Annotated in this window: 25 protein-coding genes; 18 read left to right on the forward strand and 7 right to left on the reverse strand. The window is 54.5% G+C overall.

Annotated elements, in window-relative coordinates; translation table 11 throughout:
• Positions 1–77: 77 nt before the first annotated feature.
• Both dpiA and dpiB read right to left on the reverse strand, forming a co-directional pair.
• A complete protein-coding gene (gene dpiA / locus HVX72_RS15200) occupies positions 78–755 on the reverse strand; it encodes a two-component response regulator DpiA (protein ID WP_042285538.1) in 678 nt (225 codons plus the stop codon).
• Entirely contained in the window at positions 724–2,385 is a 1,662-nt protein-coding gene (gene dpiB / locus HVX72_RS15205) for a sensor histidine kinase DpiB (protein ID WP_181821800.1), read from the reverse strand. The genes dpiA and dpiB overlap by 32 nt, the downstream gene beginning before the upstream one ends.
• A gap of 388 nt (positions 2,386–2,773) precedes the next feature.
• On the opposite strand from dpiB, the gene citC reads away from it, so the two are divergent.
• From citC to yldA, 10 genes are all read left to right on the forward strand, one after another.
• A complete protein-coding gene (citC, locus tag HVX72_RS15210) occupies positions 2,774–3,850 on the forward strand; it encodes a [citrate (pro-3S)-lyase] ligase (RefSeq protein WP_181821801.1) in 1,077 nt (358 codons plus the stop codon).
• Entirely contained in the window at positions 3,847–4,143 is a 297-nt protein-coding gene (gene citD / locus HVX72_RS15215; protein ID WP_042285548.1) for a citrate lyase acyl carrier protein, read from the forward strand. Before citC ends, citD begins: the two co-directional genes overlap by 4 nt.
• Positions 4,140–5,048 carry a citrate (pro-3S)-lyase subunit beta gene (citE, locus tag HVX72_RS15220; RefSeq protein WP_042285551.1) on the forward strand — a complete coding sequence of 303 codons (909 nt, stop codon included), beginning with the start codon at positions 4,140–4,142 and terminating at the stop codon, positions 5,046–5,048. The genes citD and citE overlap by 4 nt, the downstream gene beginning before the upstream one ends.
• A gap of 11 nt (positions 5,049–5,059) precedes the next feature.
• Entirely contained in the window at positions 5,060–6,592 is a 1,533-nt protein-coding gene (citF, locus tag HVX72_RS15225) for a citrate lyase subunit alpha (RefSeq protein ID WP_181821802.1), read from the forward strand.
• A 3-nt stretch (positions 6,593–6,595) separates the two neighbouring features.
• Complete coding sequence (gene citX / locus HVX72_RS15230; RefSeq protein ID WP_042285557.1) at positions 6,596–7,147, forward strand: citrate lyase holo-[acyl-carrier protein] synthase; 552 nt, start codon at positions 6,596–6,598, stop codon at positions 7,145–7,147.
• A complete protein-coding gene (gene citG / locus HVX72_RS15235; RefSeq protein ID WP_181821803.1) occupies positions 7,119–8,027 on the forward strand; it encodes a triphosphoribosyl-dephospho-CoA synthase CitG in 909 nt (302 codons plus the stop codon). Before citX ends, citG begins: the two co-directional genes overlap by 29 nt.
• Before the next feature lie 24 nt (positions 8,028–8,051).
• Positions 8,052–9,515 carry a citrate/succinate antiporter CitT gene (citT, locus tag HVX72_RS15240; protein ID WP_181821804.1) on the forward strand — a complete coding sequence of 488 codons (1,464 nt, stop codon included), beginning with the start codon at positions 8,052–8,054 and terminating at the stop codon, positions 9,513–9,515.
• Between the two features lie 115 nt (positions 9,516–9,630).
• Positions 9,631–10,437 (forward strand): ribonuclease I, encoded by an 807-nt coding sequence (gene rna, locus HVX72_RS15245; RefSeq protein WP_042285565.1) that lies wholly within the window; start codon positions 9,631–9,633, stop codon positions 10,435–10,437.
• Between the two features lie 182 nt (positions 10,438–10,619).
• Positions 10,620–11,030 (forward strand): nucleoside diphosphate kinase regulator, encoded by a 411-nt coding sequence (gene rnk, locus HVX72_RS15250; protein ID WP_060568920.1) that lies wholly within the window; start codon positions 10,620–10,622, stop codon positions 11,028–11,030.
• 230 nt (positions 11,031–11,260) lie between these two features.
• Positions 11,261–11,350, forward strand: coding sequence for a small membrane protein YldA (yldA, locus tag HVX72_RS22325; RefSeq protein ID WP_275477531.1), 90 nt, complete (start codon positions 11,261–11,263; stop codon positions 11,348–11,350).
• A gap of 3 nt (positions 11,351–11,353) precedes the next feature.
• Here yldA and HVX72_RS15255 read toward each other — a convergent pair whose 3' ends face one another.
• On the reverse strand, positions 11,354–12,592 hold the full coding sequence (locus tag HVX72_RS15255; RefSeq protein WP_181821805.1) for a zinc-dependent alcohol dehydrogenase: 1,239 nt from the start codon (positions 12,590–12,592) through the stop codon (positions 11,354–11,356).
• Between the two features lie 224 nt (positions 12,593–12,816).
• On the opposite strand from HVX72_RS15255, the gene uspG reads away from it, so the two are divergent.
• The gene (gene uspG / locus HVX72_RS15260; RefSeq protein ID WP_042285573.1) at positions 12,817–13,245 is read left to right on the forward strand and encodes a universal stress protein UspG; all 429 of its coding nucleotides are present in this window, start codon (positions 12,817–12,819) and stop codon (positions 13,243–13,245) included.
• 76 nt (positions 13,246–13,321) lie between these two features.
• Here the strand turns inward: uspG and ahpF are convergent, their stop codons facing one another.
• Together ahpF and ahpC are read right to left on the reverse strand one after the other, a co-directional pair.
• On the reverse strand, positions 13,322–14,887 hold the full coding sequence (ahpF, locus tag HVX72_RS15265) for an alkyl hydroperoxide reductase subunit F (protein ID WP_042286200.1): 1,566 nt from the start codon (positions 14,885–14,887) through the stop codon (positions 13,322–13,324).
• 240 nt (positions 14,888–15,127) lie between these two features.
• Positions 15,128–15,691 carry an alkyl hydroperoxide reductase subunit C gene (gene ahpC / locus HVX72_RS15270; protein WP_000052802.1) on the reverse strand — a complete coding sequence of 188 codons (564 nt, stop codon included), beginning with the start codon at positions 15,689–15,691 and terminating at the stop codon, positions 15,128–15,130.
• Between the two features lie 375 nt (positions 15,692–16,066).
• Here ahpC and dsbG point away from each other — a divergent pair, with 375 nt between their 5' ends.
• The 4 genes from dsbG to HVX72_RS15290 all read left to right on the forward strand — a co-directional run bounded on the left by dsbG (position 16,067) and on the right by HVX72_RS15290 (position 19,896).
• Entirely contained in the window at positions 16,067–16,813 is a 747-nt protein-coding gene (gene dsbG / locus HVX72_RS15275; RefSeq protein ID WP_181821806.1) for a thiol:disulfide interchange protein DsbG, read from the forward strand.
• A gap of 203 nt (positions 16,814–17,016) precedes the next feature.
• A complete protein-coding gene (locus HVX72_RS15280; protein ID WP_181821807.1) occupies positions 17,017–17,919 on the forward strand; it encodes a LysR family transcriptional regulator in 903 nt (300 codons plus the stop codon).
• A gap of 151 nt (positions 17,920–18,070) precedes the next feature.
• On the forward strand, positions 18,071–19,294 hold the full coding sequence (locus HVX72_RS15285; protein WP_181821808.1) for a phosphoadenosine phosphosulfate reductase: 1,224 nt from the start codon (positions 18,071–18,073) through the stop codon (positions 19,292–19,294).
• A complete protein-coding gene (locus tag HVX72_RS15290; protein WP_042285588.1) occupies positions 19,279–19,896 on the forward strand; it encodes a ParB/RepB/Spo0J family partition protein in 618 nt (205 codons plus the stop codon). The genes HVX72_RS15285 and HVX72_RS15290 overlap by 16 nt, the downstream gene beginning before the upstream one ends.
• A gap of 74 nt (positions 19,897–19,970) precedes the next feature.
• On the opposite strand, the gene HVX72_RS15295 is transcribed toward HVX72_RS15290, so the two are convergent.
• Both HVX72_RS15295 and cstA read right to left on the reverse strand, forming a co-directional pair.
• Entirely contained in the window at positions 19,971–20,168 is a 198-nt protein-coding gene (locus tag HVX72_RS15295) for a YbdD/YjiX family protein (RefSeq protein ID WP_042285592.1), read from the reverse strand.
• A gap of 55 nt (positions 20,169–20,223) precedes the next feature.
• Entirely contained in the window at positions 20,224–22,329 is a 2,106-nt protein-coding gene (cstA, locus tag HVX72_RS15300) for a pyruvate/proton symporter CstA (RefSeq protein WP_060568925.1), read from the reverse strand.
• A gap of 301 nt (positions 22,330–22,630) precedes the next feature.
• Here cstA and HVX72_RS15305 point away from each other — a divergent pair, with 301 nt between their 5' ends.
• Genes HVX72_RS15305 through HVX72_RS15315 form a run of 3 tightly spaced genes read left to right on the forward strand, consistent with a single transcriptional unit; the run spans position 22,631 to position 24,941 of the window.
• Positions 22,631–23,350, forward strand: coding sequence for a nucleoside recognition domain-containing protein (locus tag HVX72_RS15305; RefSeq protein ID WP_042285602.1), 720 nt, complete (start codon positions 22,631–22,633; stop codon positions 23,348–23,350).
• Complete coding sequence (locus HVX72_RS15310; RefSeq protein ID WP_181821809.1) at positions 23,350–23,814, forward strand: YjiG family protein; 465 nt, start codon at positions 23,350–23,352, stop codon at positions 23,812–23,814. The genes HVX72_RS15305 and HVX72_RS15310 overlap by 1 nt, the downstream gene beginning before the upstream one ends.
• 14 nt (positions 23,815–23,828) lie before the next feature.
• Entirely contained in the window at positions 23,829–24,941 is a 1,113-nt protein-coding gene (locus HVX72_RS15315) for a M20 family metallopeptidase (RefSeq protein WP_042285608.1), read from the forward strand.
• The last annotated feature ends 7 nt before the right edge of the window (positions 24,942–24,948 follow it).

The following is a 24,948-nucleotide window of genomic DNA, read 5'->3' on the forward strand; positions in this document are numbered from 1 at the left end:
TCCCCAGGAGCATAATAACGATGTGACTGGGGTTTTGAGCGTAGCGAACAGTGAGGCAGCGTGAAGGTTGACGTGTATCACCCGTGGTAAATGCGCTGCGGCCGTCCTACCTTTCCATGCACTATTTCCGCTGTAATCAGATGCCGACTGGCGCAATACTCAAGGTACCGTCTGGCAGTGGTTCGGCTGATGGTCAGCGCCTGAGCGACGGTTTCGGCGGTGTGCTGTACCTGTGGGTCGGCGAACAGCTTCTTCACCGCGTTTAGGGTAAGCGCATCAATTCCGGTTGGCAGATCGTCTTTCGGCTCCCCACGGGCATAAGCATTAAACATCTCATCAATCTGTCGCTGGCTGGCGCTGTCATTACCTTCCAGCATCCGTTTGCGCTGCTGGTAGCGCGTCAGAGTCTGTCCCAGTCGCTCATAAGCGATGGGCTTGATCAAATAGTCAAACGCCCCGCTGCGCACCGCTTCCGATACCGTTTCCATATCGCTGGCGGCCGTGGTAAACACTACGCCGCCAGGATAGTGCGACTCGGTCAGCTCGTGCAGCAGGGTGATCCCTTTCCCGTCGGGCAGGTAATTATCCAACAGAATGAGTCCCGGTCTGAAGCGTTCGATCATCATTCTTGCCTGCGCCAGGTTGCCCGCTAACCAGATCTGGTTAAAACCGGGAATATGGCGGATGTATTCTGCATGCATTTCCGCAAGCAGCATTTCATCCTCAACGATTAATAGGGTTAATGGTTCCGTCATTGTTCTTTTTCACTTTCGGAATAAAGAGAGAAAATAGAGTGCCGCAGGGGGAATTGTCTTCCAGCGTTATCATCCCGCCACAGCGTCTCACATAGCTGGCAATCAGATACAGGCCAATGCCGTGCTCACCCGGCTCATCGGTACGGGTGCTGACACCCTGTTCAAATATTTTGTCGCGAAGCTCCTCTGGCACGCCGCAGCCCTGGTCGGCGACTTCTATCACCACCTCGTCACCTTCGTCGCTCAGATACAGTTCCACCACGTTATTGCCTTCCACTGTGCGTAAACTCGCTTCGAAGGCATTATCCAGCAGATTGCCGACAATCGCCGCAAATTCAGTGCTGTCCAGCCCTTGCGGCAGGTGATGCAGTTGGCTGCCAGGGACAATCGTCATTTTAAGCCCCAGTTCACGCGCGCGCTGTACCTTACCAAACAGCAATCCCGCTACCTGGCGGTCGGCAAAGGCGTCGCGCAGACTGTCGATAAGCTGCTGCTGCGCCTGGGACTCGCCCTGCACCATCTCCCTGACCCGATCGTACTCCTTCATCTGTAAAAGGCCATTGAGCGTCGACATCCAGTTAAGATGTTCGTGGCGTAACGTTCTGAGACTCTCTACGTATTGCTTGATCTGGGTTAACTGGGCGTTCAGGGTGGCGATTTCGTCTTTACTGCGAAAGCTGATAATCGCCCCCAGCAGTTCCTCGCCGGAACGGATCGCTTCGCGATTAGCAATCACGCTCAGGCCGTTGAAATTCATCATGACGTCAACGCGTTTTTCAGCAATGCGATCGGTAAAGAAATCGGACGGCGACACCACGTCCTCGATACGCCTGCCTAACCACTGTCGTCCTGGCGAGCGCAGACCAAGCATTTTTCTCGCGCTACGGTTAATCGCCGTGATAAAACCGTCCGGATCCACCGCAATCAGCCCTTCATACACCGAGCTAAACAGCGCCTCCTGCTGGCGCACCACCCGGGCGATCTGCCGGGGTTCCATGCCCATCATCTGACGACGAATATGGGTGGCGAACAGCCACGAAAGTAGCATCAGAACCACCAGCAACAGCACAAACACGCCCGCCATCGGCAGAATAAAGTCCAGTCGCCAGCTATCTATTTTACTGACCAGATAACCGATGGAGACGACGCCGATAACATTGCCTTCATTATCAAAGATCGGCGTTTTGGCGCGCATGGCATTGCCGATTGAGCCGGTACCAGAGATGAAATAGCTTTCCCCTTTCTCCAGCGCGCCTGGCTTGATGAACTGCATCGGGTAGCCGATTTTTTCCGGGTTCGGGTGATATAGGCGAACAGAGTTGCGATCGCCAATCACCACGTAGTCAAAGTCCGTGTCGATTTGCAGCTTATCGGCAATGGTTGCCAGTCGCTTGTAATCACGGGTTTTCACCGCCGCAATGATGCTGTCGTTCGCGGCGATGATCTTCGCCTGGTTCATCGCCATATCACGAACGTGGCGGGTCAAATAGTCTTCAAAGCTGGCGGAAAAATATTGCGCCAGCGCGGCGATAATGAACACCGAGAAAACCAGAATAAGCAGAAAAATACGCAACGGAAATGCCAGTTGTCGAAAAAAAGAAAACGGCTTTTTATTTTTTTGAACCAACATTGCTGTTCCTTTACCGGCATTATAAACAGAGCACGCACGCTAAATGTAATAAAAATGTTTTACTCCCACGCAAGCGGAATAAGAGTGATCGTTACAGATTCATCACCTTAAATCAATTAAACAACTTAAAACCACATCTCAAATTGTGATTAGAATAATTAAAAAACTTAAAACCATTAAACCCATAAAAACCATCTAAGTGTTTGTGAAATAAATCAAAATTTACCCCCTAAATACTCCTTACGATGTATGTGTTCAGGAGAAAAAGAAATATCTCGTCGCAAAATTTTCTTTTCCTCCAAATGAAAACAAAACGTTATTAAATTGCTTTTTCGTACAACATTCGCCTCAAAACGGCAACAATATAGCTTCTCAGGATGCCTTTACTATGTTTAGTAATAATGTGTTTACACGGGTCAAACGCTCAGAAAATATAAAAATGGCGGCGATCACACAATTCCTGAAAGAGAATGATTTAAGCATCGATACCACCGTGGAGGTGTTTATTACGGTGACCCGTGATGACCGCCTTATCGCCTGCGGCGGCATTGCCGGAAATATCATTAAGTGCGTGGCCATCAGCGAATCGGTACGCGGCGAAGGATTAGCGCTCACGCTGGCGACAGAGTTGATCAATCTCGCTTACGAAAGACATTGCACGCATCTGTTCATTTACACCAAAACGGAATACGAAGCCCTGTTCCGACAGTGCGGTTTTTCGACCCTCGCCAATGTTCCCGGCATCATGGTGCTGATGGAAAACAGCGCAACCCGCCTGAAACGCTACGCAGAATCGTTAACCCGTCTGCGTCACGACGGTAAAAAAATCGGCTGCATCGTAATGAACGCCAACCCATTCACCAACGGACACCGCTATCTGATCCAGCAAGCGGCGGCGCAGTGCGACTGGCTGCATCTGTTTCTGGTGAAAGAAGACACCTCGCGCTTTCCTTATGAAGACCGGTTCGATCTGGTGATCAAAGGCTCGGCGGATATCCCGCGTCTCACTGTGCATCGCGGTTCCGAATACATTATTTCCCGCGCCACATTCCCGTGTTACTTCATTAAAGAACAGAGCGTCATTAATCACTGCTATACGGAAATTGACCTGAAAATTTTCCGTCAGCATCTGGCGCCCGCCCTGGGAATTACCCATCGTTTCGTCGGAACGGAACCGTTCTGTACCGTCACCGCCCAGTATAACCACGACATGCGTTTCTGGCTGGAGACGCCCACCCTTCCCGCCCCACCGATTGAACTGGTGGAAATAGAGCGCCTGTGTTACCAGGAGACGCCCATCTCGGCCTCGCTGGTCCGCAAGCTGCTGGTTAAAAAAGATCTCACGGCTATCGCGCCGCTGGTGCCGCCTGCCACGTTGCACTATCTGCAACAAATGGCTGAACGTCCCGCAAACGGTGCGACAGTCCGCCAAAAGACCCCCGCATTAGTAACAGGTGAAAAATGAAAATAAACCAGGCTGCCGTCGCAGGCACACTTGAGTCGGGTGATGTGATGATCCGCATCGCCCCTCTCGATACGCAGGAGATTGACCTGCAAATCAATAGCAGCGTTGAGAAACAGTTTGGCGAGGCCATTCGCGCCACCATTCTGGCGGTTCTTGCGCAATATGACGTACGCGGCGTGCAAGTGAATGTCGATGATAAAGGCGCGCTGGACTGTATTTTACGCGCACGACTGGAAGCGTTACTGGCTCGCGCCAGCGGCATCCCGGCCCTGCCATGGGAGGATCGCCAATGATTTCCGCGTCTTTACAACAACGTAAAACCCGCACGCGCCGCAGCATGCTGTTTGTTCCGGGCGCCAACGCCGCCATGGTCAGCAACGCCTTTATTTACCCCGCCGATGCGCTGATGTTCGACCTGGAAGATTCCGTTGCGCTGCGTGAGAAAGACACGGCTCGTCGCATGGTTTACCACGCGCTGCAGCATCCTCTGTATCGCGATGTAGAGACCATCGTGCGTGTCAACGCGCTGGACTCCGAGTTTGGCGTCAACGATCTGGAGGCTGTCGTTCGCGGCGGCGCTGACGTGGTTCGTTTGCCGAAAACCGACACGGCGCAGGACGTTATTGATATTGAAAACGAAATCCTGCGCATTGAAAAAGCCTGCGGCCGCGAACCAGGCAGCACCGGCCTGCTGGCGGCCATTGAGTCACCGCTGGGCATTACCCGCGCGGTAGAGATCGCCCACGCCTCTGAACGCCTAATCGGTATCGCCCTGGGCGCGGAAGACTATGTGCGCAACCTGCGCACCGAGCGCTCGCCGGAAGGCACCGAACTGCTGTTCGCCCGCTGCGCTATTTTGCAGGCCGCACGTTCCGCCGGTATCCAGGCGTTCGACACCGTGTATTCCGATGCCAACAACGAAGCGGGTTTTCTGCATGAAGCCGCGCATATCAAACAGTTGGGCTTTGACGGCAAATCGCTGATCAACCCACGCCAGATTGAACTGCTGCATAACCTGTACGCCCCGACGCAAAAAGAGGTCAACCATGCGCGTCTGGTCGTGGAAGCCGCTGAAGCCGCCGCCCGCGAGGGACTCGGGGTGGTCTCTCTGAACGGCAAGATGGTCGACAGCCCGGTGATCGAGCGCGCGCGTCTGGTGCTCTCCCGCGCAGAACTTTCCGGCATCCGCGAAGAATAAGGCAAAAAATAATGACCCAGAAAAACGAACAGTCTCAACGACAGGAACGGGTAACAGCCTGGAGCCGCCGCGCTGAAAGCAACCTGTCCAGCTATAAAAACGCGTCTAAACAGAACCTGCAGGCGCAGAAACCGCGCAACCAAAAGCTGTGCGCAAACCTGGAAGAAGCCATCCGCCGTTCCGGTTTACAGGACGGGATGACCATCTCCTTCCACCATGCGTTTCGCGGCGGCGATCTGACCATTAACCTGGTGATGGACACTATCGCCAGCATGGGCTTTAAAAACCTGACCCTGGCCTCCAGCTCCCTGAGCGACTGCCACGCGCCGCTGGTTGACCATATTCGTAAAGGCGTGGTCAGCCGCATCTATACTTCCGGCCTGCGCGGGCCGCTGGCGGAAGAGATCTCGCGTGGCCTGCTGGCCGAGCCTGTGCAGATCCACTCCCACGGCGGGCGCGTCAATCTGGTGCAAAGCGGCGAACTGAATATTGACGTCGCTTTTCTCGGCGTGCCGTCCTGCGACCCGTTTGGTAATGCCAACGGCTATACCGGGAAAGCCTGCTGTGGTTCGCTCGGCTATGCCCGGGTCGACGCCGAAAGCGCCAATCAGGTGGTGCTGTTGACGGAACAACTGCTGCCGTATCCGCATAATCCGGCCAGCATCGCCCAGGATCAGGTCGATCTTATCGTTCAGATCGATCAGGTCGGCGATGCCGATAAAATCGGCGCAGACGCCACCCGTATGACCACCAACCCCCGCGAGCTGCTTATTGCCCGCAGCGCGGCGGACGTGATTGTTAACTCCGGCTACTTCAAAGAAGGTTTCTCGCTGCAAACCGGCACCGGCGGCGCGTCGCTGGCGGTCACCCGCTTCCTTGAAGACAAAATGCGCAGCCGCAACATTTGTGCGGACTTTGCGTTGGGCGGCATCACCGCCACCATCGTCGACCTGCATGAAAAGGGGCTGATTCGCAAACTGTTGGATGTCCAGAGCTTCGATCGCAACGCCGCTCAGTCGCTGGCGCGCAACCCGAACCACATCGAAATCAGCGCGAACCAGTACGCAAACTGGGGTTCCAAAGGCGCCTCCGTTGACCGCCTGGACGTGGTGGTGCTGAGCGCGCTGGAAGTGGACACCCAGTTTAACGTCAACGTGCTGACCGGCTCCGACGGCGTGATTCGCGGCGCGTCCGGCGGTCACTGCGACACCGCGGTCGCTGCTGCGCTGTCCATCATCGTCGCGCCGCTGGTACGCGGTCGCATTCCCACGCTGGTCGATAACGTGCTGACCTGCGTCACCCCAGGCTCCAGCGTCGACATTCTGGTGACCGACCACGGCATTGCCGTTAACCCGGCACGACCGGAACTGGCGGAACGCCTGAAAGAAGCCGGTATGAAAGTGGTGCCGATTGCGTGGCTGCGCGAGCGCGCGCAACAGCATACTGGCGAACCGCGTCCCATCGCGTTCACTGACCGCGTGATCGCCGTGGTGCGTTATCGCGACGGTTCCGTGATTGACGTTGTTCATCAGGTGAAGGAATAAGCCATGCACCTGCTTCCTGAACAGGCCACCCGCCACGCGGTTTCTATTCCCGAGCTGCTCGCCAGCCGGGATGAGAGACAGGCAAGGCAACACGCCTGGCTTAAGCGCCATCCCATTCCACTGGTCTCCTTTACCGTGGTGGCGCCCGGCCCGATCAAAGACAGCGCGCTCACCCGTCGCCTCTTTAATCACGGTGTGACTGCCCTGTACGCGCTGGCGGAGACAGCGGGCTGGTTAATCAGGGAGCAGGCTGCACTGGCCTCTGCAAGCGGGCCGGAAGGCATGATCTCCATAGAAGCGCCGGCCCGTGACATCAAGCTCGCGACGATTGAGCTTGAACATAACCATCCTCTGGGACGCCTGTGGGACATCGACGTCCTGACGCCCGGAGGCGAAATTCTCTCCCGTCGCCATTTTGCGCTGCCTGCCCGCCGCTGCCTGCTGTGCGGGCAAAGCGCCGCAGCGTGCGCGCGCGGGAAAACCCATACGCTCTCCGATCTTCTTAACCACATGGAGGCGCTATTACATGCTGCCGATTCCCGATACGCACGGTGAAACCACCGCCCTGCCGCGCACGCTGTTTGATGCTTACGCGCATCTCGCCTGGCGCGCCATGCTGACGGAAGTGAATCTGTCGCCGAAGCCAGGACTGGTCGATCGCCTGAACTGCGGCGCGCATAAAGATATGGCGCTCGCCGATTTTCATCGTAGCGCGCTGGCCATTCAGGGCTGGCTGCCGCGTTTTATCGAATACGGCGCCTGCTGCGCACAGCTACCGGCAGACTCGGTGTTAAGCGGGCTGCGTCCATTAGGTATGGCCTGCGAAGCGGATATGTTCCGCGCCACCGCTGGGGTCAACACCCATAAGGGCAGCATTTTTTCGCTGGGTTTGCTGTGCGCCGCCATTGGCCGCTTACATCAGCTGCAGCGCCCCATTACGCCTGAAACGATCTGCGCCGCCGCCGCGAGCTTTTGCCGGGGCCTGACGACACGCGAACTGCGCAATAACAATCACCAAAAAACCGCAGGCCAGCGTCTTTATTTCCAGTTGGGCTTAACCGGCGCGCGCGGCGAAGCCGAGGCGGGATACCCCTTAGTGATCCGCCACGCACTGCCGCATTACCGCACCCTGCTCGCCACGGGACGCGACCCGGAACTGGCGCTGCTCGACACGCTGCTTGTGCTGATCGCGCGCAATGGCGATACCAACGTCGCCTCGCGCGGCGGGGCGACAGGTTTGCGTTGGATCCAGCAGCAGGCCACAGCCTTACTGCAAAGCGGCGGCATTCGTAGCGCCGACGATCTCGACCGTCTTCACCAGTTCGATCAGGCGTGTATTGAACGCAATCTCAGCCCCGGCGGTAGCGCCGATCTGCTGATCGTGACGTGGTTTTTAGCTCAGCTTTCTCAGGTTAACCATTTAAACACTTATTAAAATTTCCTTTTCGGAGAAGCACTTATGTCTTTATCTAAAGATAATATATGGAAATTATTGGCGCCTCTTATCGTCATGGGCGTCATGTTTCTTATCCCTGTTCCGGACGGTATGCCCCCTCAGGCATGGCACTACTTCGCCGTCTTCGTGGCGATGATTGTCGGGATGATCCTGGAGCCTATTCCGGCTACCGCGATCAGCTTTATTGCCGTCACCATCTGCGTCATTGGCAGCCATTACTTGCTGTTTGATACCACAGAACTGGCCGATCCTTCCTTTAACGCCGGCAAACAGGCGCTGAAATGGGGGCTGGCGGGCTTCTCCAGTACCACCGTCTGGCTGGTGTTCGGCGCGTTTATCTTCGCGCTGGGCTACGAAGTGACCGGCCTCGGTCGCCGAATCGCGCTGTTCCTGGTGAAGTTCATGGGTAAACGCACCCTGACTCTGGGCTATGCAATTGTCATCATCGACATCCTGCTGGCGCCGTTTACGCCGTCCAATACCGCCCGTACCGGCGGCACCGTGTTCCCGGTGATCAAAAATCTGCCGCCGCTGTTTAAATCGTTCCCGAACGATCCGTCAGCGCGTCGTATTGGCGGCTATTTGATGTGGATGATGGTGATCAGTACCAGCCTGAGCTCCTCTATGTTTGTCACCGGCGCGGCGCCAAACGTGCTGGGTCTGGAGTTCGTGAGTAAAATCGCGGGCGTGCAGATCAGCTGGTTGCAGTGGTTCCTCGGCTTCCTGCCAGTCGGCATCATTTTACTGATCGTTGCGCCATGGCTCTCTTACGTTCTGTACAAGCCGGAAGTGACGCACAGTGCGGAAGTTGCTGCCTGGGCGGGCGATGAACTGAAAACCATGGGCCGTCTGACCCGCAAAGAGTGGACGCTGATCGGCCTGGTTCTGCTGAGCTTAGGCCTGTGGGTGTTTGGCGGTGAACTGATTGACGCCACCGCGGTCGGTCTGCTGGCGGTATCGCTGATGCTGGCGCTGCACGTAGTGCCGTGGAAAGATATCACCAAATATAATAGCGCGTGGAACACCCTGGTTAACCTCGCCACCCTGGTGGTGATGGCAAACGGCCTGACCCGCTCTGGCTTCATCGACTGGTTTGCTAACACCATGAGCGCGCATCTGGAAGGCTTCTCGCCTAATGCGACAGTCATTGTGCTGGTACTGGTGTTCTATTTTGCCCACTACCTGTTTGCCAGCCTGTCGGCGCATACCGCCACCATGCTGCCCGTGATCCTGGCGATTGGTAAAGGCATTCCGGGCGTTCCTATGGAGCAGTTGTGTCTTCTGCTGGTGCTGTCCATCGGTATCATGGGCTGCCTGACCCCGTATGCAACGGGCCCTGGCGTCATCATCTACGGCTGTGGCTACGTGAAATCTAAAGATTACTGGCGTCTTGGCGCAATCTTCGGGGTGATTTACATCGCGATGCTGCTGCTGGTTGGCTGGCCGATACTGGCTATGTGGAACTGATTTTTCCACGCGAGAAAACGGAATAACCCCACCGCCCGCCCGGTAATCATACCCGGCGGGCTTTTTTATGGTTAAATAGAGACTATTCAGTTTTTATATAAGTCCCACGCTCACCATGAAACCAATCTGGCAAAAATCTGTCCTTCTGGCTGCAACCCTGCTTCCTTTTTCATCGGCGTTCGCCGAACCGCTTCAGGCAAAACAGTATGGCGATTTTGATCGCTACGTGCTGGCGCTCTCCTGGCAAACCGGATTTTGCCAGAGCCAGCATGAGCGCAACCGCCATGAACCTGACGAGTGCCGCCTGCAAAAAGAGACCGCCAATAAGGCTGATTTCCTGACGGTACACGGTTTATGGCCAGGGTTGCCGAAGTCCGTGGCCTCGCGCGGGGTGGATGAACGGCGCTGGATGCGGTTTGGCTGCGCCACGCGTCCAATCCCTAACCTGCCGGAAGCGCGCGCCAGCCGCAAATGCGCGGCGCCGGAAACCGGCCTGTCGCTGGAAAGCGCCGCCAAACTCAGCGAAGTGATGCCGGGCGCCGGTGGACGCTCCTGCCTTGAGCGCTACGAGTACGCCAAACACGGCGCCTGCTTCGGCTTTGATCCGGATGCTTACTTCGGCACAATGGTGCGTCTAAATAAAGAGATCAAAAGCAGCGAGCTGGGAACCTTCCTCGCCGACCATTATGGTCAACGTGTCAGCCGCAGCGCGTTCGACGCGGCGTTTGCCAGACGCTGGGGTAAAGAAAATAGCAAAGCAGTGAAGCTAAGCTGTCAGGGTAATCCTGCGTATTTAACCGAAATCCAGTTTTCACTGAAAGCCAGTGCCATCAACGCGCCGCTGACGGCAGACTCTTTCGCCCCGCAACCGCATCCGGGAAACTGCGGCAAAGACTTTATTCTCGACAAGGTGGGGTATTAGCCGAGAATTCCGTGAAGCCGTAAGCAACCAGGTAATTGCGTGAATGTGAGCTAAATCACTTCAAAGTGCACGGAAGTCTCAGTATCATCAGGAGAGTTAAACCCTCGCCGCCAGACGGTGAGGGTTTTCTTTTGGGAATCTATACCTGCGGCAAAACGCAGTACTGACGACATGGAGTAAAAATGTCCAGACCAACTATCATCATTAACGACCTTGACGCAGAACGCATCGATCGCCTGCTGGAGCAGCCCGCGTATGCTGATTTACCCATTGCTGACGCGTTAAATGCCGAGCTGGATCGTGCCCAGATGTGTTCGCCAGAAACTATGCCGCCTGACGTCGTCACCATGAACAGTCGGGTGAAATTCCGCGATCTGAGCAATGGCGAAATTCGCGTGCGCACGCTGGTTTATCCTGCGGCAATGACCGACAGTAATACTCAGCTTTCGGTGATGGCGCCGGTGGGCGCGGCGCTGCTTGGCCTGCGCGTCGGCGACAGCATTCACTGGGAACTGCCGGGCGGCGCCTCCACGCACCTTGAAGTGCTCGAACTGGAATACCAGCCAGAAGCCGCAGGCGACTATTTGCGTTAATCCCTCATCTGCATAAGCGATTTTCCGCTTTACCCAGAGGATGCCCTGCATCCTCTTTCCGAAAATCATCCCTTCTTCCTGGTTCATCCTTTCACCGCCCGTTCCATACTTAGAGCCGGTTTCAGTCGGCGTCTTTATCGCCGCCAGTTTGCGCACTGCCCGGTTCCAAAGGGCAAATGAAATAGCCTGACAGGACAGGCTATTAATCGGTTTCACCGGCAGGTACAGTCATGAACGAGACTTTTGCGATACTGCTGGGGTTTTTCGTGATGGCGGCAATCGTCATCGCGGCAGTCCTGTATCTGGAAAAGCGCTGGTAAGGGTCAGATAACGCCGCCTGGCATCGCATTCACCAGCCCTTTCACCGTTTTCTGCGCCGACTCTGCGCTTTGCGCGCCCGGCACCAGGATGACTTTTCGGCACTCTTCCTGACGTTTTTCGAAGATCTCATACCCGCGAGCTGCGTCTTCAAACGGCATATAGTGAGTGACGATTTCTTCCGGCTTGAGCAGTCCTTTTTCCACTAAGGGCAGCAGCTCGCCCAGCCAGGCATGGACGTGAGTTTGCCCCATTTTAAAGCTCAGCCCTTTATCAAACGCATCGCCAAACAAGAAGCCGTGGATGAATCCGGCGTAAACGCCCGGCACGCTGACAATCCCGCCACGCCTTACCGCAGCAATACATTGGCGCAATGCTTTTCCGCTGCTGCCCTCGAGCTTCAGGTTGGTCAGCAGCGTTTCCGTGGTGCTGCCTTTGGCTTCAAAACCCACGGCATCAATCACCGCATCCACGCCGCGATTCCCCGCGGTTTGCTCAATAATCAGCTCCGCCGCATCGTTATGATCGTCAAAATTAATCGGGATCGCGCCGTAACGCGCTTCGGCGAAACGCAGTCGGTAGGGATGGTGATCGACGATAAAAATTTGCTCGGCGCCCAGCAGCCGCGCGCAGGCGATAGTCAGTAGCCCGACGGGGCCAGCGCCAAAGATCGCCACGCTCGAGCCTTTCCGGATTTGCGCATTCTTCGCCGCCTGCCAGGCGGTAGGCAGGATATCCGACAGAAACAGCGCTTTGTCGTCAGACAGCAAAGGCGGAACCTTAAACGGCCCGACGTTGCCTTTCGGTACGCGAACATACTCCGCCTGTCCGCCCGGCACGCCGCCGTAAAGGTGGCTGTAGCCAAACAGCGCGGCCGGCGGCGGGATCTGTTTTTTATTCAGCGCCGCGCCCTTGCCGGCGTTGGTGTTTTCACAGGCGGCATATTGCTGCAAACGGCAAAAAAAACAGTCACCGCAGGCGATCACAAAAGGAATCACGACCCGTTCGCCCTTCTTCAAGGTCTTTACGTCGCGACCGGTCTCAACCACTTCTCCCATGAACTCATGGCCAAAAATATCGCCATGCTTAACCTGAGGTATCTTCCCGCGATACAGGTGGAGATCGGAACCGCAGATGGCGGTCGCGGTAATTCGCAGGATGATATCGTCAGGTTGCTCAATAATGGGATCGGGAACATTTTCAACCTGAACATGATGCGGACCGTGGTACGTCAGTGCTTTCATATAACCTCCGGTACAGGGTTTTAAAATCGGCGCATCTCTAAAGGGTAGCCATCAGCGGGGAAAAGCCGTCACGCAGCGCGCCTTTGGGATTATTCCTGGCTGCACGCGCGGGGCATTTTCGCTAAAGAAACAGGACGAAGTGAAAAAGTGCCAGACAAAGAGCAGAAAGAAATATTATTATATGCTTGAATGATTTGAGTATTCATTAACAGGGAGAAACGGGTATGTATAAGACGATCATTATGCCGGTTGATGTTTTTGAAATGGAGCTAAGCGACAAGGCGATCCGCCACGCTGAGTTTCTGGCGCAGCAGGATGGCGTGATTCATTTGTTACATGTATTGCCAGGCTCTGCCAGCCTGAGCCTGCATCGTTTTGCCGCCGACGTTCGTCGCTTCGAAGAGCATCTGCAGCACGAAGCCGAGACCCGACTGCAGACCATGGTCGGGCACTTTAGCATTGATCCGTCACGTATTAAACAGCACGTCCGCTTCGGCAGCGTCCGCGATGTGGTCAATGAGCTGGGTGAAGAACTGGATGCGGATGTGGTGGTGATTGGTTCACGTAACCCGTCGATCACCACGCACCTGCTGGGATCTAACGCTTCCAGCGTCGTGCGCCATGCAACGCTGCCGGTGCTGGTCGTACGTTAAACTCACCGCTTCATAAACGATAAAGCCCTGCCTTTCGGCAGGGCTTTCTTATTGCAGGTATCGTCTTACTTTCTTTTTATGCCGTTTTCGTGCGGATCAGGTAGTCAAAGGAACTCAGTGACGCTTTTGCCCCTTCGCCGGTCGCGATGATGATCTGCTTGTACGGCACCGTGGTGCAGTCGCCGGCAGCGAACACGCCTTTCACGTTTGTCTCGCATTTCGCATCGATGATGATTTCACCCATACGGTTACGCTCGATGGCGCCTTCCAGCCAGTTGGTGTTCGGCAGCAGACCAATCTGCACGAAAATCCCCGCCAGCTCAACGCTGTGAACATCACCACTGACGCGGTCGCGGTATTCCAGACCAACCACTTTCGAACCGTCGCCTTTTACTTCCGTGGTCTGCGCGTTCAGAATAATGTCGACATTTTTCAGGCTGCGGACTTTATCCTGCAACACCTGGTCTGCCTTCATTTCAGGCGCAAACTCAAGCAACGTAACATGTTCAACGATGCCCGCGAGGTCAATCGCCGCTTCAACGCCGGAGTTACCGCCGCCAATCACCGCGACACGCTTGCCTTTAAACAGCGGGCCGTCACAGTGCGGGCAGTAAGTGACGCCTTTAGTGCGATATTGATCTTCACCCGGCACATTCATGTTGCGCCATTTCGCACCCGTCGCAATGATGATACTGCGCGCTTTCAGCACCGCGCCGGACGCCGTTTCGATCTGGTGTAACCCGCCTTCAACGGCTGCCGGAACCAGTTTGCTGGCGCTCTGGCTGTCGATCACATCAACATCGTAATCGCTGACGTGCGCCTTCAGCGCGCCCGCCAGTTTCTGGCCTTCGGTTTTCGGTACGGAGATGTAGTTTTCAATGTCTACCGTGTCGAGCACCTGACCACCGAAACGTTCGCCCATCAGGCCGGTACGAATACCTTTACGCGCGGAATAAACCGCTGCTGCCGCGCCCGCCGGGCCGGAGCCGACAATCAACACATCATAAGCGTCGCGCTTGTTCAGTTCTTCGGCTGCGCGTTTTTCTGCGCCGGTATCCACTTTAGCAACGATTTCCGCCAGCGTCATACGCCCCTGACCGAACTCTTTACCATTAACAAAGACCGCCGGTACGCCCATCACGTTGCGATCGGTGATCTCGTTCTGGAAGGTGCCGCCGTCAATCGCCGTGTGCTTAATACGCGGGTTCAGCACCGCCATCAGGTTCAGCGCCTGCACCACGTCCGGGCAGTTATGGCAGGAAAGCGAATAATAGGTTTCGAATTCAAACTCGCCGTCGATATCGCGGATCTGCTCCAGCAGAGACTGCGTTTCCTTCGACGGATGACCGCCGGTCCACAGCAGCGCCAGCACCAGAGAGGTAAACTCGTGGCCCAGCGGAGAACCTGCGAAACGAGGTCCCTGGTCAGAACCTGGGTTGGTAATCAGGAAAGACGGCTTACGCACCGGCAGACTGTTCTCTTCTTTGAACGTCACCTTCGGCGACAGTTCGGCGATTTCAGCCAGTAGTTCCCTGATTTCTGCCGATTTAGCGCTGTCATCCAGCGTGGCAATCAGCTCAACAGGTTTAGTGAGTTTCTCAAGGTAAGCCTTGAGCTGGGTTTTCATATTTGTGTCGAGCATCATTCTTCCCTCTCTGAAAACATCATCATGCAAGCTGCCTTAAACGGGCCGCCTGAATGCAACTTGCGTCATGGTGCTGGAATGAAATGGGCGCAGGCGCGCCCATGACTGAAACAATTTCCAAAGTATTTCGCGTCACAGCAAGGCGGCTAGCCTGAGAATCCCCGGAGCTTACGGAAGTCAGTGACCGGGGTGAACAGGCGACGCCAACGCAGCTATGGCGTGAAAGACGACGGAAATTTAGATTTTACCCACCAGGTCCAGGGATGGAGCCAGCGTCGCTTCGCCTTCTTTCCATTTCGCCGGGCACACTTCGCCTGGGTGAGCAGCAACGTACTGGGCAGCTTTGATTTTGCGCAGCAGGTCAGATGCGTCACGGCCGATACCTTCAGCGGTAACTTCGATCGCCTGGATGATACCCTGCGGGTCAACAACAAACGTCGCGCGGTCTGCCAGACCTTCGTCTTCACGCATGTTGTCGAAGTTACGGGTCAGGGCGCCAGTCGGGTCACCGATCATCGCATATTTGATTTTCGCGATGGTTTCAGAGCTGCTGTGCCATGCTTTGTGGGTGAAGTGGGTGTCAGTAGACACAGAGTAAACGTCTACGCCCAGCTTCTGCAGTTCTTCATAATGGTCTGCAACGTCACCCAGTTCAGTCGGGCATACGAAAGTAAAGTCAGCCGGGTAGAAGAAGAACACGCTCCAGCGGCCTTCGGTATCTTTTTCGGTAACTTCGATGAATTCACCGTTTTTGAACGCCTGGTTTTTAAAAGGTTTAATTTTAGTGTTAATCAAGGACATCTGTACTTCCTCCGTGTTTTCGTTGAGTTGTAAGGTAACGAAAAATGACTGACAGGGCTAATGCGTTTCCTTTATCAAATCAATAAGCGTTAGCTAACAACCTTCTCTCACCAACGTGGTGAACCTGAACAATCCAACGTAAAAAGGGCCACCTTCGCAGGCGGCCCCGTTACCTGAACTACCCGTAGGTAACTTCAGCGCCAGTGAAACTGGCTAAGTGTTGCGCTCTACATTACCTTAACAAAGGCTGTAACAGCGAAAAGGATTACAACACCCTGCCGGGAAAAGGGCAATCGTTCCCTCCGAGATGTTGCCTATGGCTGTGATAGGTTTGCCCATCATGCTCGTAACGCATTGGATTTATAAGGAATAAAAATGTTTAAACGCACGCTTCTGCTCACCCTGCTGCCCTTTCTCGCTCATGGCGAAGAGCTTCCGGCGCCGGTTAAAGCCATCGAAAAACAAGGCATTACTATCATCAAGTCTTTCGACGCGCCGGGTGGAATGAAAGGGTATCTGGGAAAATACCAGGACATGGGGGTGACTATCTACCTGACGCCGGACGGAAAACAGGCGATTTCGGGTTATATGTACAATGAAAAAGGCGACAACCTGAGCAATCAACTGATCGAGAAAGAGATTTATGCCCCGGCTGGCCGGGAAATCTGGCAGCGGATGGAAAAAGCCACGTGGCTGCTGGATGGCAAAAAAGATGCGCCGGTGGTGCTGTACGTCTTTGCCGATCCCTTCTGCCCGTACTGTAAACAGTTCTGGCAGCAGGCCCGCCCGTGGGTGGAATCCGGAAAAGTGCAACTACGTACTTTGCTTGTCGGGGTCATTAAGCCGGAAAGCCCGGCGACCGCCGCCGCCATTCTGTCGGCAAAAGATCCGGCTAAAGTCTGGCATGACTATGAAGCCTCGGGGGGCAAAATGCCACTTAACGTGCCGGCCTCCGTCCCGCCTGAACAAATGAAGATCCTGAATATGCATCAAAAAATTATGGACGATCTGGGCGCAAACGTGACGCCTGCTATCTATTATATGAATAAGGACAATGTGCTGCAGCAGGTCGTCGGTTTACCTGATAACGCGCAACTGGAAACCATGATGAAAAGTCATTAACATTTTGTGGGGTGATTAAAATTAAATTGACCATAATCGCCCTCAATACTTCTTAATTTCTTCTCCAAAAAAAAATGGAATGTGTTACTTTAGCCATACTAAATGTCACTTTAAGTTTGCATTGAAAAATTTTATTCAGTGACAACACCTAAAACATTCATGCAACAGATAATTTCATCTTAGAAATGGAAACAGGAAAAAACATGGCTAACCTTTACGATCTCAAAAAATTCGATCTTAACCTGTTGGTTATTTTTGAATGTATTTATCAGCATCTCAGCATCAGTAAGGCGGCTGAAACGCTTTACATCACACCCTCAGCGGTGAGCCAGTCTCTACAGCGGTTGCGGACGCAGTTAAACGATCCGTTATTTATCCGTTCTGGTAAAGGCATTACCCCAACAACGATGGGGATTAACTTACATCACCACCTGGAAAATAATCTGAACAGTCTTGAGCAGACGATAAATATCATGCATGAGACAGAAATCAGGAAAAAGTTCATTATTTACGGACCTCAAATCATTATTGCTGACAATGTGATAAGTTTAATTAATAAAATTCGTCAAAATACCAACATAGAAATCGAACACCATGACATTCTCACTGGCAAAGAATCGGCTGAGGATTTGTTAGCTTACCGCAAAGCCGATTTGGTCATTTCTTTATATCCAGTGAATAACCGCTCTATTCTTTGTAAGCCGTTTAATCCCGTTGAATGTATTCTGGTATGCAGCAAAGACCATCCCCGTATTAACGAAAACTCTGCCCTGGAAGATATTCTGGAAGAGCAATTCACGATGCTTATGCATGATGATCCAGGTTTTAAAGAATATCAGACCCATCCAGAAAATATTATTAAAGGTCGAAGTATTGGTTTCCGCAGCCAGTCACTTATTGCTATTGCAAATGTCATTGCGGCTACAGATATTATTGGATTTATACCCAAGGTCATCTATGACTTCTATCAACCACTTTTACATTTCAAGCGCATCAGTTATCCCTTTACGCTCCCTACTATTCAACTTTATTATTTATACAATCGCGCCTCGTTGAATAATAAAACGTTTGCCGAGATAATTTCTCGTATTGATAATGATGCTTAATATTTTGAGTGCTAAGCATTTGTTATATAAATACTTAGCGCCAACACATTCATAATAAATATGAATTTTGCACAATCCCTCAAACGGCCTATCGTATATAATTACTTATTGTATTATATTAATGATATTACCGTTCAGGGATAGGCTTTATATGTCTGTTTATAAGATTCCTTTAGATCAAAACGTTCTTGAAGCCGCAGAAGAACGAATATCATGGACCCTTGAGAATCTTCCACGCGTCTGTGTCTCATTTTCAGGCGGGAAAGACTCCGGGCTCATGCTGCATTTAACTGCACAGCTTGCACGCAAGTTAAACAAAAAAATTAGCATACTGTTTATTGACTGGGAGGCGCAGTTTTCCTGCACCATCGACTATATTGACGCACTGCGCCAGACATATTCCGACGTCATTGAGAATTTCTATTGGGTGGCGTTGCCCCTGACAACGCAAAATTCACTCTCACAATTCCAGCCAGAATGGCAATGCTGGGAACCCAATACCCGCTGGGTGCGCCAGCCGCCGCCGGATGCGATTACCGACCCGGGCTATTTTTCCTTCTATCAGTCCGGGATGACGTTTGAACAATTCGTACGCGAATTCGCCGACTGGTTTTCTAATAAACGCCCGGCCGCCATGATGGTCGGTATTCGTGCAGACGAGTCTTATAACCGTTTTGTCGCCATCGCCAGCCTGAGTAAGCAACGTTTTGCCGATGATAAACCCTGGACCACCGCCGCGCCGGGCGGACACACCTGGTATATCTACCCGATATATGACTGGAAAACCGCGGATATCTGGACCTGGTTTGCACAAACAAAACTGGCCTGCAATCCGCTTTATAACCTGATGTATCAGGCTGGCGTTCCGGCTCGCTATATGCGCATTTGCGAACCGTTTGGCCCTGAACAACGCCAGGGGCTGTGGCTGTACCATGTTATTGAACCTGAAAGATGGGCGCTTATGTGCGAACGCGTCAGCGGCGTCAGAAGCGGCGGAATATACGCCGGACAAAACAATCATTTTTACGGGCATCGGAAGATCCTCAAGCCCGACCATTTAAGCTGGCAGCAGTACGCCATGCTGCTCTTGCAAAGCATGCCGGAGAAAACGGCAGAGCATTACCGAAACAAAATCGCCGTCTATTTGCAGTGGTATAAGAAAAAAGGCGACGGGGAGATCCCGGAAACCCAGGCGGGTGATATTGGCGCGAAAGACATTCCATCCTGGCGGCGCATCTGTAAGGTTTTACTGAATAATGATTACTGGTGTCGGGCGCTCTCTTTCAGTCCGACGAAGCCAAAGAGTTACCAACGTTACAGCGATCGCATGAAAGCAAAACGTAAAGAGTGGGGAATTTTATGCAACAACGACTAACACAGGAACTCACGCACTTTCTTTCTGCGTTGTCCGAAGAAGAGCGCATTAAAGCTATCAACGAATTCAGAATGGCCATTCATCGCGTCAGCCCGTTTCGCGACCAACCGGTAGACTGCGTTTTATGGATCAAAAACGAGCATATCGCGCCCAATGATTACAACCCCAATACCGTCGCGCCACCGGAAAAGAAACTGCTGCTGAAATCCATTGAAGAGGATGGTTTCACCCAACCCATTGTGGTGTCTCAGGCCAGTGAAGAAGAGTATGAAATTGTCGATGGCTTTCACCGTCACGAGCTGGGCAAAGGCCGGGCGGCGCTAAAAACACGGCTGAAAGGGTATTTACCCATTACCTGCCTGGAAGGCGAACGCCACGATCGGATGGCGGCCACCATTCGCCATAACCGGGCAAGGGGGCGGCATCAGATCCACGCGATGTCAGAAATTGTCCGCGAACTGGCGTTACTGGGCTGGGATGACGCTAAAATAGGCAAAGAGCTGGGCATGGACGACGATGAAGTGCTGCGCCTGAAACAGATCAACGGTCTGCAGGAGCTGTTCGCCAATCGTCGATTCTCGAAGGCCTGGACGGTGAAATAAGCAGAACGACTGATGCTCAGTATCCTACAAGGCGCAGGAAGTCACAGCCCCAGCCACAGAAATCAGGATGAGCATCAGCAGCAGCGCGCGCCGCCCTTCCCGCCGTATCGCGCATCCTGACGCTCGCGGAAAAACTCTTCATAGGTCATCGGCGTCTGCTCAGGATGCGTCACCCGCATATGCTCAACATAGTTGTCATAATCCGGTACGCCAATCATCAGCTTCGCCGCCTGGCCCAGATATTTACCGGCTTTCGAAAGCGTATCAAACATCATTCCCCCTTAACAGAAACACCCTCCCCCGGTGCGGGAGAGGGTGATGCATAACTTAGTGCGCGCCTTTCGCCTGCGCGACGATCTCATCCACGTTTTCCGGCATCGGCTCGTACGGCGTTTCTTTCGCCGTCGGCGTGTCCACCTTCAGCGCCGCCAGCGCGGTCTTGATGGAGAACAGCGCCAGCACCACAACCACCACCATAAAGAAGATCGTCAACCCGGCATCCAGACGGTTATTAAATACCAACTGCGCCAGCTGCGATTCGGTGTACTGCGCCGGAATATTGCCGCTGTCGATCATCGCCTGGAACTTATTGGCGATCGCCAGGAAGCCCACTTTCGCATCCGGACTGAAGGCTTTCTGCCAGCCGGCGGTCAGAGTACAAATCAGCAGCCACGCGGTGGGCACCAGCGCCACCCATGCATAACGCTGGCGCTTCATCTTGAACAACACCACCGCACAAAGCATCAGCGCCATGCCCGCCAGCATTTGGTTGGCGATACCAAATAGCGGCCACAGGGTGTTAATGCCGCCGAGCGGGTCGACGACCCCCTGATGCAGGAAGTAACCCCAGGCCAGCACGCACAGCGCCGTCGCCAGCAGGTTAGCGGGCAGCGAATCGGTACGTTTCAGCCCCGGCGAGATCACGCCCAGCAGATCCTGCAACATAAAGCGTGCAGCGCGCGTCCCGGCGTCCACCGCGGTGAGAATAAACAGCGCTTCAAACAGAATCGCGAAGTGATACCAGAAGGCGACATCCATCATCCCGCCCAGCGCACCGTGGAGAATGTACGCCATCCCCACCGCCAGCGTCGGGGCGCCGCCCGCACGGGAAATGATCGACTGCTCGCCGACCTCGTTCGCGATCTGGTTCAGCGTATCCGGCGTAATCACAAAGCCCCAACTGCTGACCACCTGCGCGGCAGACGCTACCACGTCCGTGGTTCCGGCTGGAGCCAGAACCGCCATCGGGCTGTTCATTGCGAAGTAGACGCCCGGATCGATGATGCAGGCGGAAACCAGCGCCATGATGGCCACAAAGGATTCCATCAGCATCCCACCATAGCCGATAAAGCAGGCCTGTCCTTCATTCGCCAACATCTTCGGCGTGGTGCCCGAGGAGATCAGCGCATGGAACCCGGACACCGCGCCGCAGGCAATGGTAATAAACAGGAACGGGAACAGGTTACCGGTCCAGACTGGCCCCGTACCGTCAACAAATTTGGTCAGCGCAGGCATGGTCAGGGTTGGGCGCATGATCAAAATCCCTACCGCCAGGCCAACAATGGTGCCGATCTTCAGGAAGGTGGAGAGATAATCACGCGGCGCCAGCAGCAGCCACACCGGCAGCACCGCCGCCACGAAGCCGTACCCCACCAGCATCCAGGTCAACTGTACGCCGGTAAAGTCAAAGTATGGCGCCCAGGTTGGGCTTTCCGCGACCCAGCCGCCGGAGATAATGGCAAACACCAGGAATACCAGCCCAATCACCGACACTTCGCCAATGCGTCCCGGACGGAGATAGCGCAGATAAATCCCCATGAAGATAGCCAGCGGAATGGTGAACGCCACGGTATACGTCCCCCACGGGCTGTGAGTCAGCGCTTTCACCACAATCATCGCCAGCACCGCGAGGATGATCACCATGATCATAAAACAGGCCACCAGCGCAATGACCCCGGCGGTCGGCCCCATCTCCTCTTTCACCAGTTCGCCGAGCGAACGCCCGTCGCGCCGGGTCGAGACAAACAGCACCATAAAGTCCTGCACCGCCCCGGCGAGTACCACCCCGGCCAGCAGCCAGATCATTCCCGGTAGATAACCCATCTGCGCCGCCAGCACCGGCCCCACCAGCGGCCCTGCCCCGGCAATCGCCGCAAAATGGTGACCGAACAGCACTTTTTTGTCGGTCGGCACATAGTCCAGCCCGTCGTTATGACGCACGGCGGGCGTCATGCGCGTCGGGTCAACCGCCAGCACATTTTTGGCAATGTACAGGCCGTAAAAACGGTAGGCAATGAGATAGACGCAGACCGACGCCACCACGATCCATAGCGCGTTGATCTGTTCCCCACGGTTTAATGCAATGTAGCCCAGAGCGAACGCCCCCATAACCGAGAGCACTGTCCAGACGAGGTATTTCCCTGATTTGTTCATGGTTGTTATCCGTTTGCATGTTCCAGAGAAGTGAGATGTTACATTTTGTTTCTATAACATCTTTTTCAGTTTTAACAACCTGACAACCTAATAAACCTGAACCATCACCTGATATTTACATTGCATTGTTAAGCGGATCACTATCCGCAGGAAAACCGCACAAAAAGTGAAACTTTTTTTACAGCTCACAATTTTTGTTTCCTCACCGTTGTAGCCGCCAATGAAATGATTTGAATCATCTTTTTAATTGCTTACATCGTCAGAATAAGTGGGCTAAACGCATATCTACAAGGAGAAGGAAATGAGTAGTACAGAGGTAAAGGAGCAAAGAACAGGACCCGGCGCGTATTTCGCCCTGGCGTTTGCCGCCGTCTTTTTTTCCGGGTTATTGGGTGGAAAAGAGTGGTACGGGGTCTTTGACTTCACCACGCTCAACGGCGCGTTCGGACGCGTCGTGAGCGGCGTGAGTCAGCAAGGCGACGCGATTACTACCACCACCAGCGCCTTTCGCGGCGTGGGGGGGAACGGCGCGATGGACGGCTTTTTATTTGCATTGGGCCTCATTCCGGCGGTGATGTTCGCCCTCGGCATGATCAACGTACTGGAGCATTATGGCGCGTTGCGCGCCGCGCGCCGCCTGTTAACGCCCTTGCTGCGCCCGCTGCTGGGGATCCCTGGCAACACCGGACTGGCGATGATCGGCAGCCTGCAAAGCACTGACGTAGGAGCTTCACTGACCCGCAATTTGTCCGATGAAGGTCAGATTACGGAAAAAGAGAAAGATATCTTCGCGATGTTCCAGTTTTCCGCCGGCGCAATGATCACGAACTTCTTCTCCTCCGGCGCGATCCTGTTCACGCTGATGGCGATGGACGGTACGCCCGCGGTCCCAACGTCTATCGGCGTTTGCATCATGGTGATGTTCGTAATGAAAATTTTCGGCGCCAACCTGATGCGCCTGATCCTGACGTTCAGCGGGAAAAAAGCCCCTGCCGTCACCGCGGAAAAAGGAGAAGCCTGATGAGCGCCCAAAATGCTAAACCGGTTATTACCGATGTCTTCGTTGAAGGCGCGCGTAAAGGCTGGAACATCGCCACCAGCAGCACATTGCCCAATGTCGTGATGGCCTTCATTATCATCAAGGCGCTGGAGATCACCGGCGCGCTGAAAGGCATGGGCATGGTCTTCGCTCCGCTGATGGGGCTGTTTGGTTTACCCGGCGAAGCCGCCGCCGTGCTGATCGGCGGCTGGATGTCGATGGGCGGCGGCATTGGCGTCGCTATCGGTTTGTTCGATAAGGGGATCATCAGCGGCGAACATCTGGCGATCCTCGCCCCGGCTATCTATCTGATGGGCTCGCAGGTGCAATATCTGGGCCGTATCCTCGGGGTGATTGGCACCCAGGCCAAACGCATTCCGCTGATGATCGTCATTTCGATCATCAACGCCTTTATCGCGATGCTGCTGATGCGCATCATTCTCTGAATTAAGGACGATGTATGGATCTTGAAACGTATTTTGCCGAACTGGAAACCCTGGTCAACGTGGACTGCGGCACCGCCACACTTGAAGGTGTCGCGCAGGTTGCCGGCATCATCCGCCAGCTCTGGCTGCAGGAGGGCTGGCACGTCGAGTCCGTCGATCTGGGCGACAAGGTCGGTCCCGGCCTGTTTGTCACCAATAAACCGGGCGCCGAAAAATTCGACGTGCTGATGGTCGGGCATATGGACACCGTTTTCCCGGCTGGCACCGTGGCCGAACGCCCGATGAGCCGCGATGAAAACCGACTGTATGGTCCTGGCGTCTCTGACATGAAAAGCGGCCTGCTGAACATCCTCTGGGCAATGCGCACGCTGGCGCCGGAACATCGCGAACGCCTGAGCATCGCGGTCGCCATGAATCCCGATGAAGAAACCGGCAGCGTCTATTCTCACGAATGGATTGGCGAACTGGCGAAAAAATCACGCTGCGTGCTGGTCTGCGAAGCAGCGCGCGCCGACGGCTCGCTGGTGAAGGCGCGTAAGGGAATGGCAGGTTATCACCTGACCTTCACCGGCGTTGCCGCCCATGCAGGTAACGAACCGGAAAAAGGACGCTCGGCGATTACCGCTCTGGCGAACAGTATTGTCGCGATCAATGCCCTCGCCGACAGCCGCGCCGGAACGACGCTTAACGTAGGGGTCATTCGCGGCGGCAGCGCTGCTAACGTGGTGCCGGACAGCGCCTTTGCCGAACTCGACGTACGCTTCTGGCAAAACGACGAAGATGCCCGCGTCCATCAGGCGTTGCAGGAGATGTGCGAGCGCGGCTTCCTTGACGGGGTCACCACCACGCTCGTTCAGGTCAATCACAAACCGGCGATGGCCGCAAGTGAAGCGACGGGCGAGCTGATGGCCCTCGTGGAGCAGGCGGGTAAAGAAGAAGGTATTGCGATTACCTGGCAGGCCGTCGGTGGAGGCAGCGACGCCAACCATACCGCCGCGTTAGGCATTCCGACGCTGGACGGTCTTGGTCCGGTAGGGGCGGGTTTCCACAGCCCGGCAGAATGGCTGGATATCGCCTCGATCGCGCCGCGGATCCGCTTATTACGCCGCATCGTGTCGCAGTTGTAAGCGTCAA

The organism is Citrobacter sp. RHB21-C05 (assembly GCF_013889015.1).
GTDB classification, from domain to species: Bacteria; Pseudomonadota; Gammaproteobacteria; order Enterobacterales; family Enterobacteriaceae; genus Citrobacter_A; species Citrobacter_A sedlakii.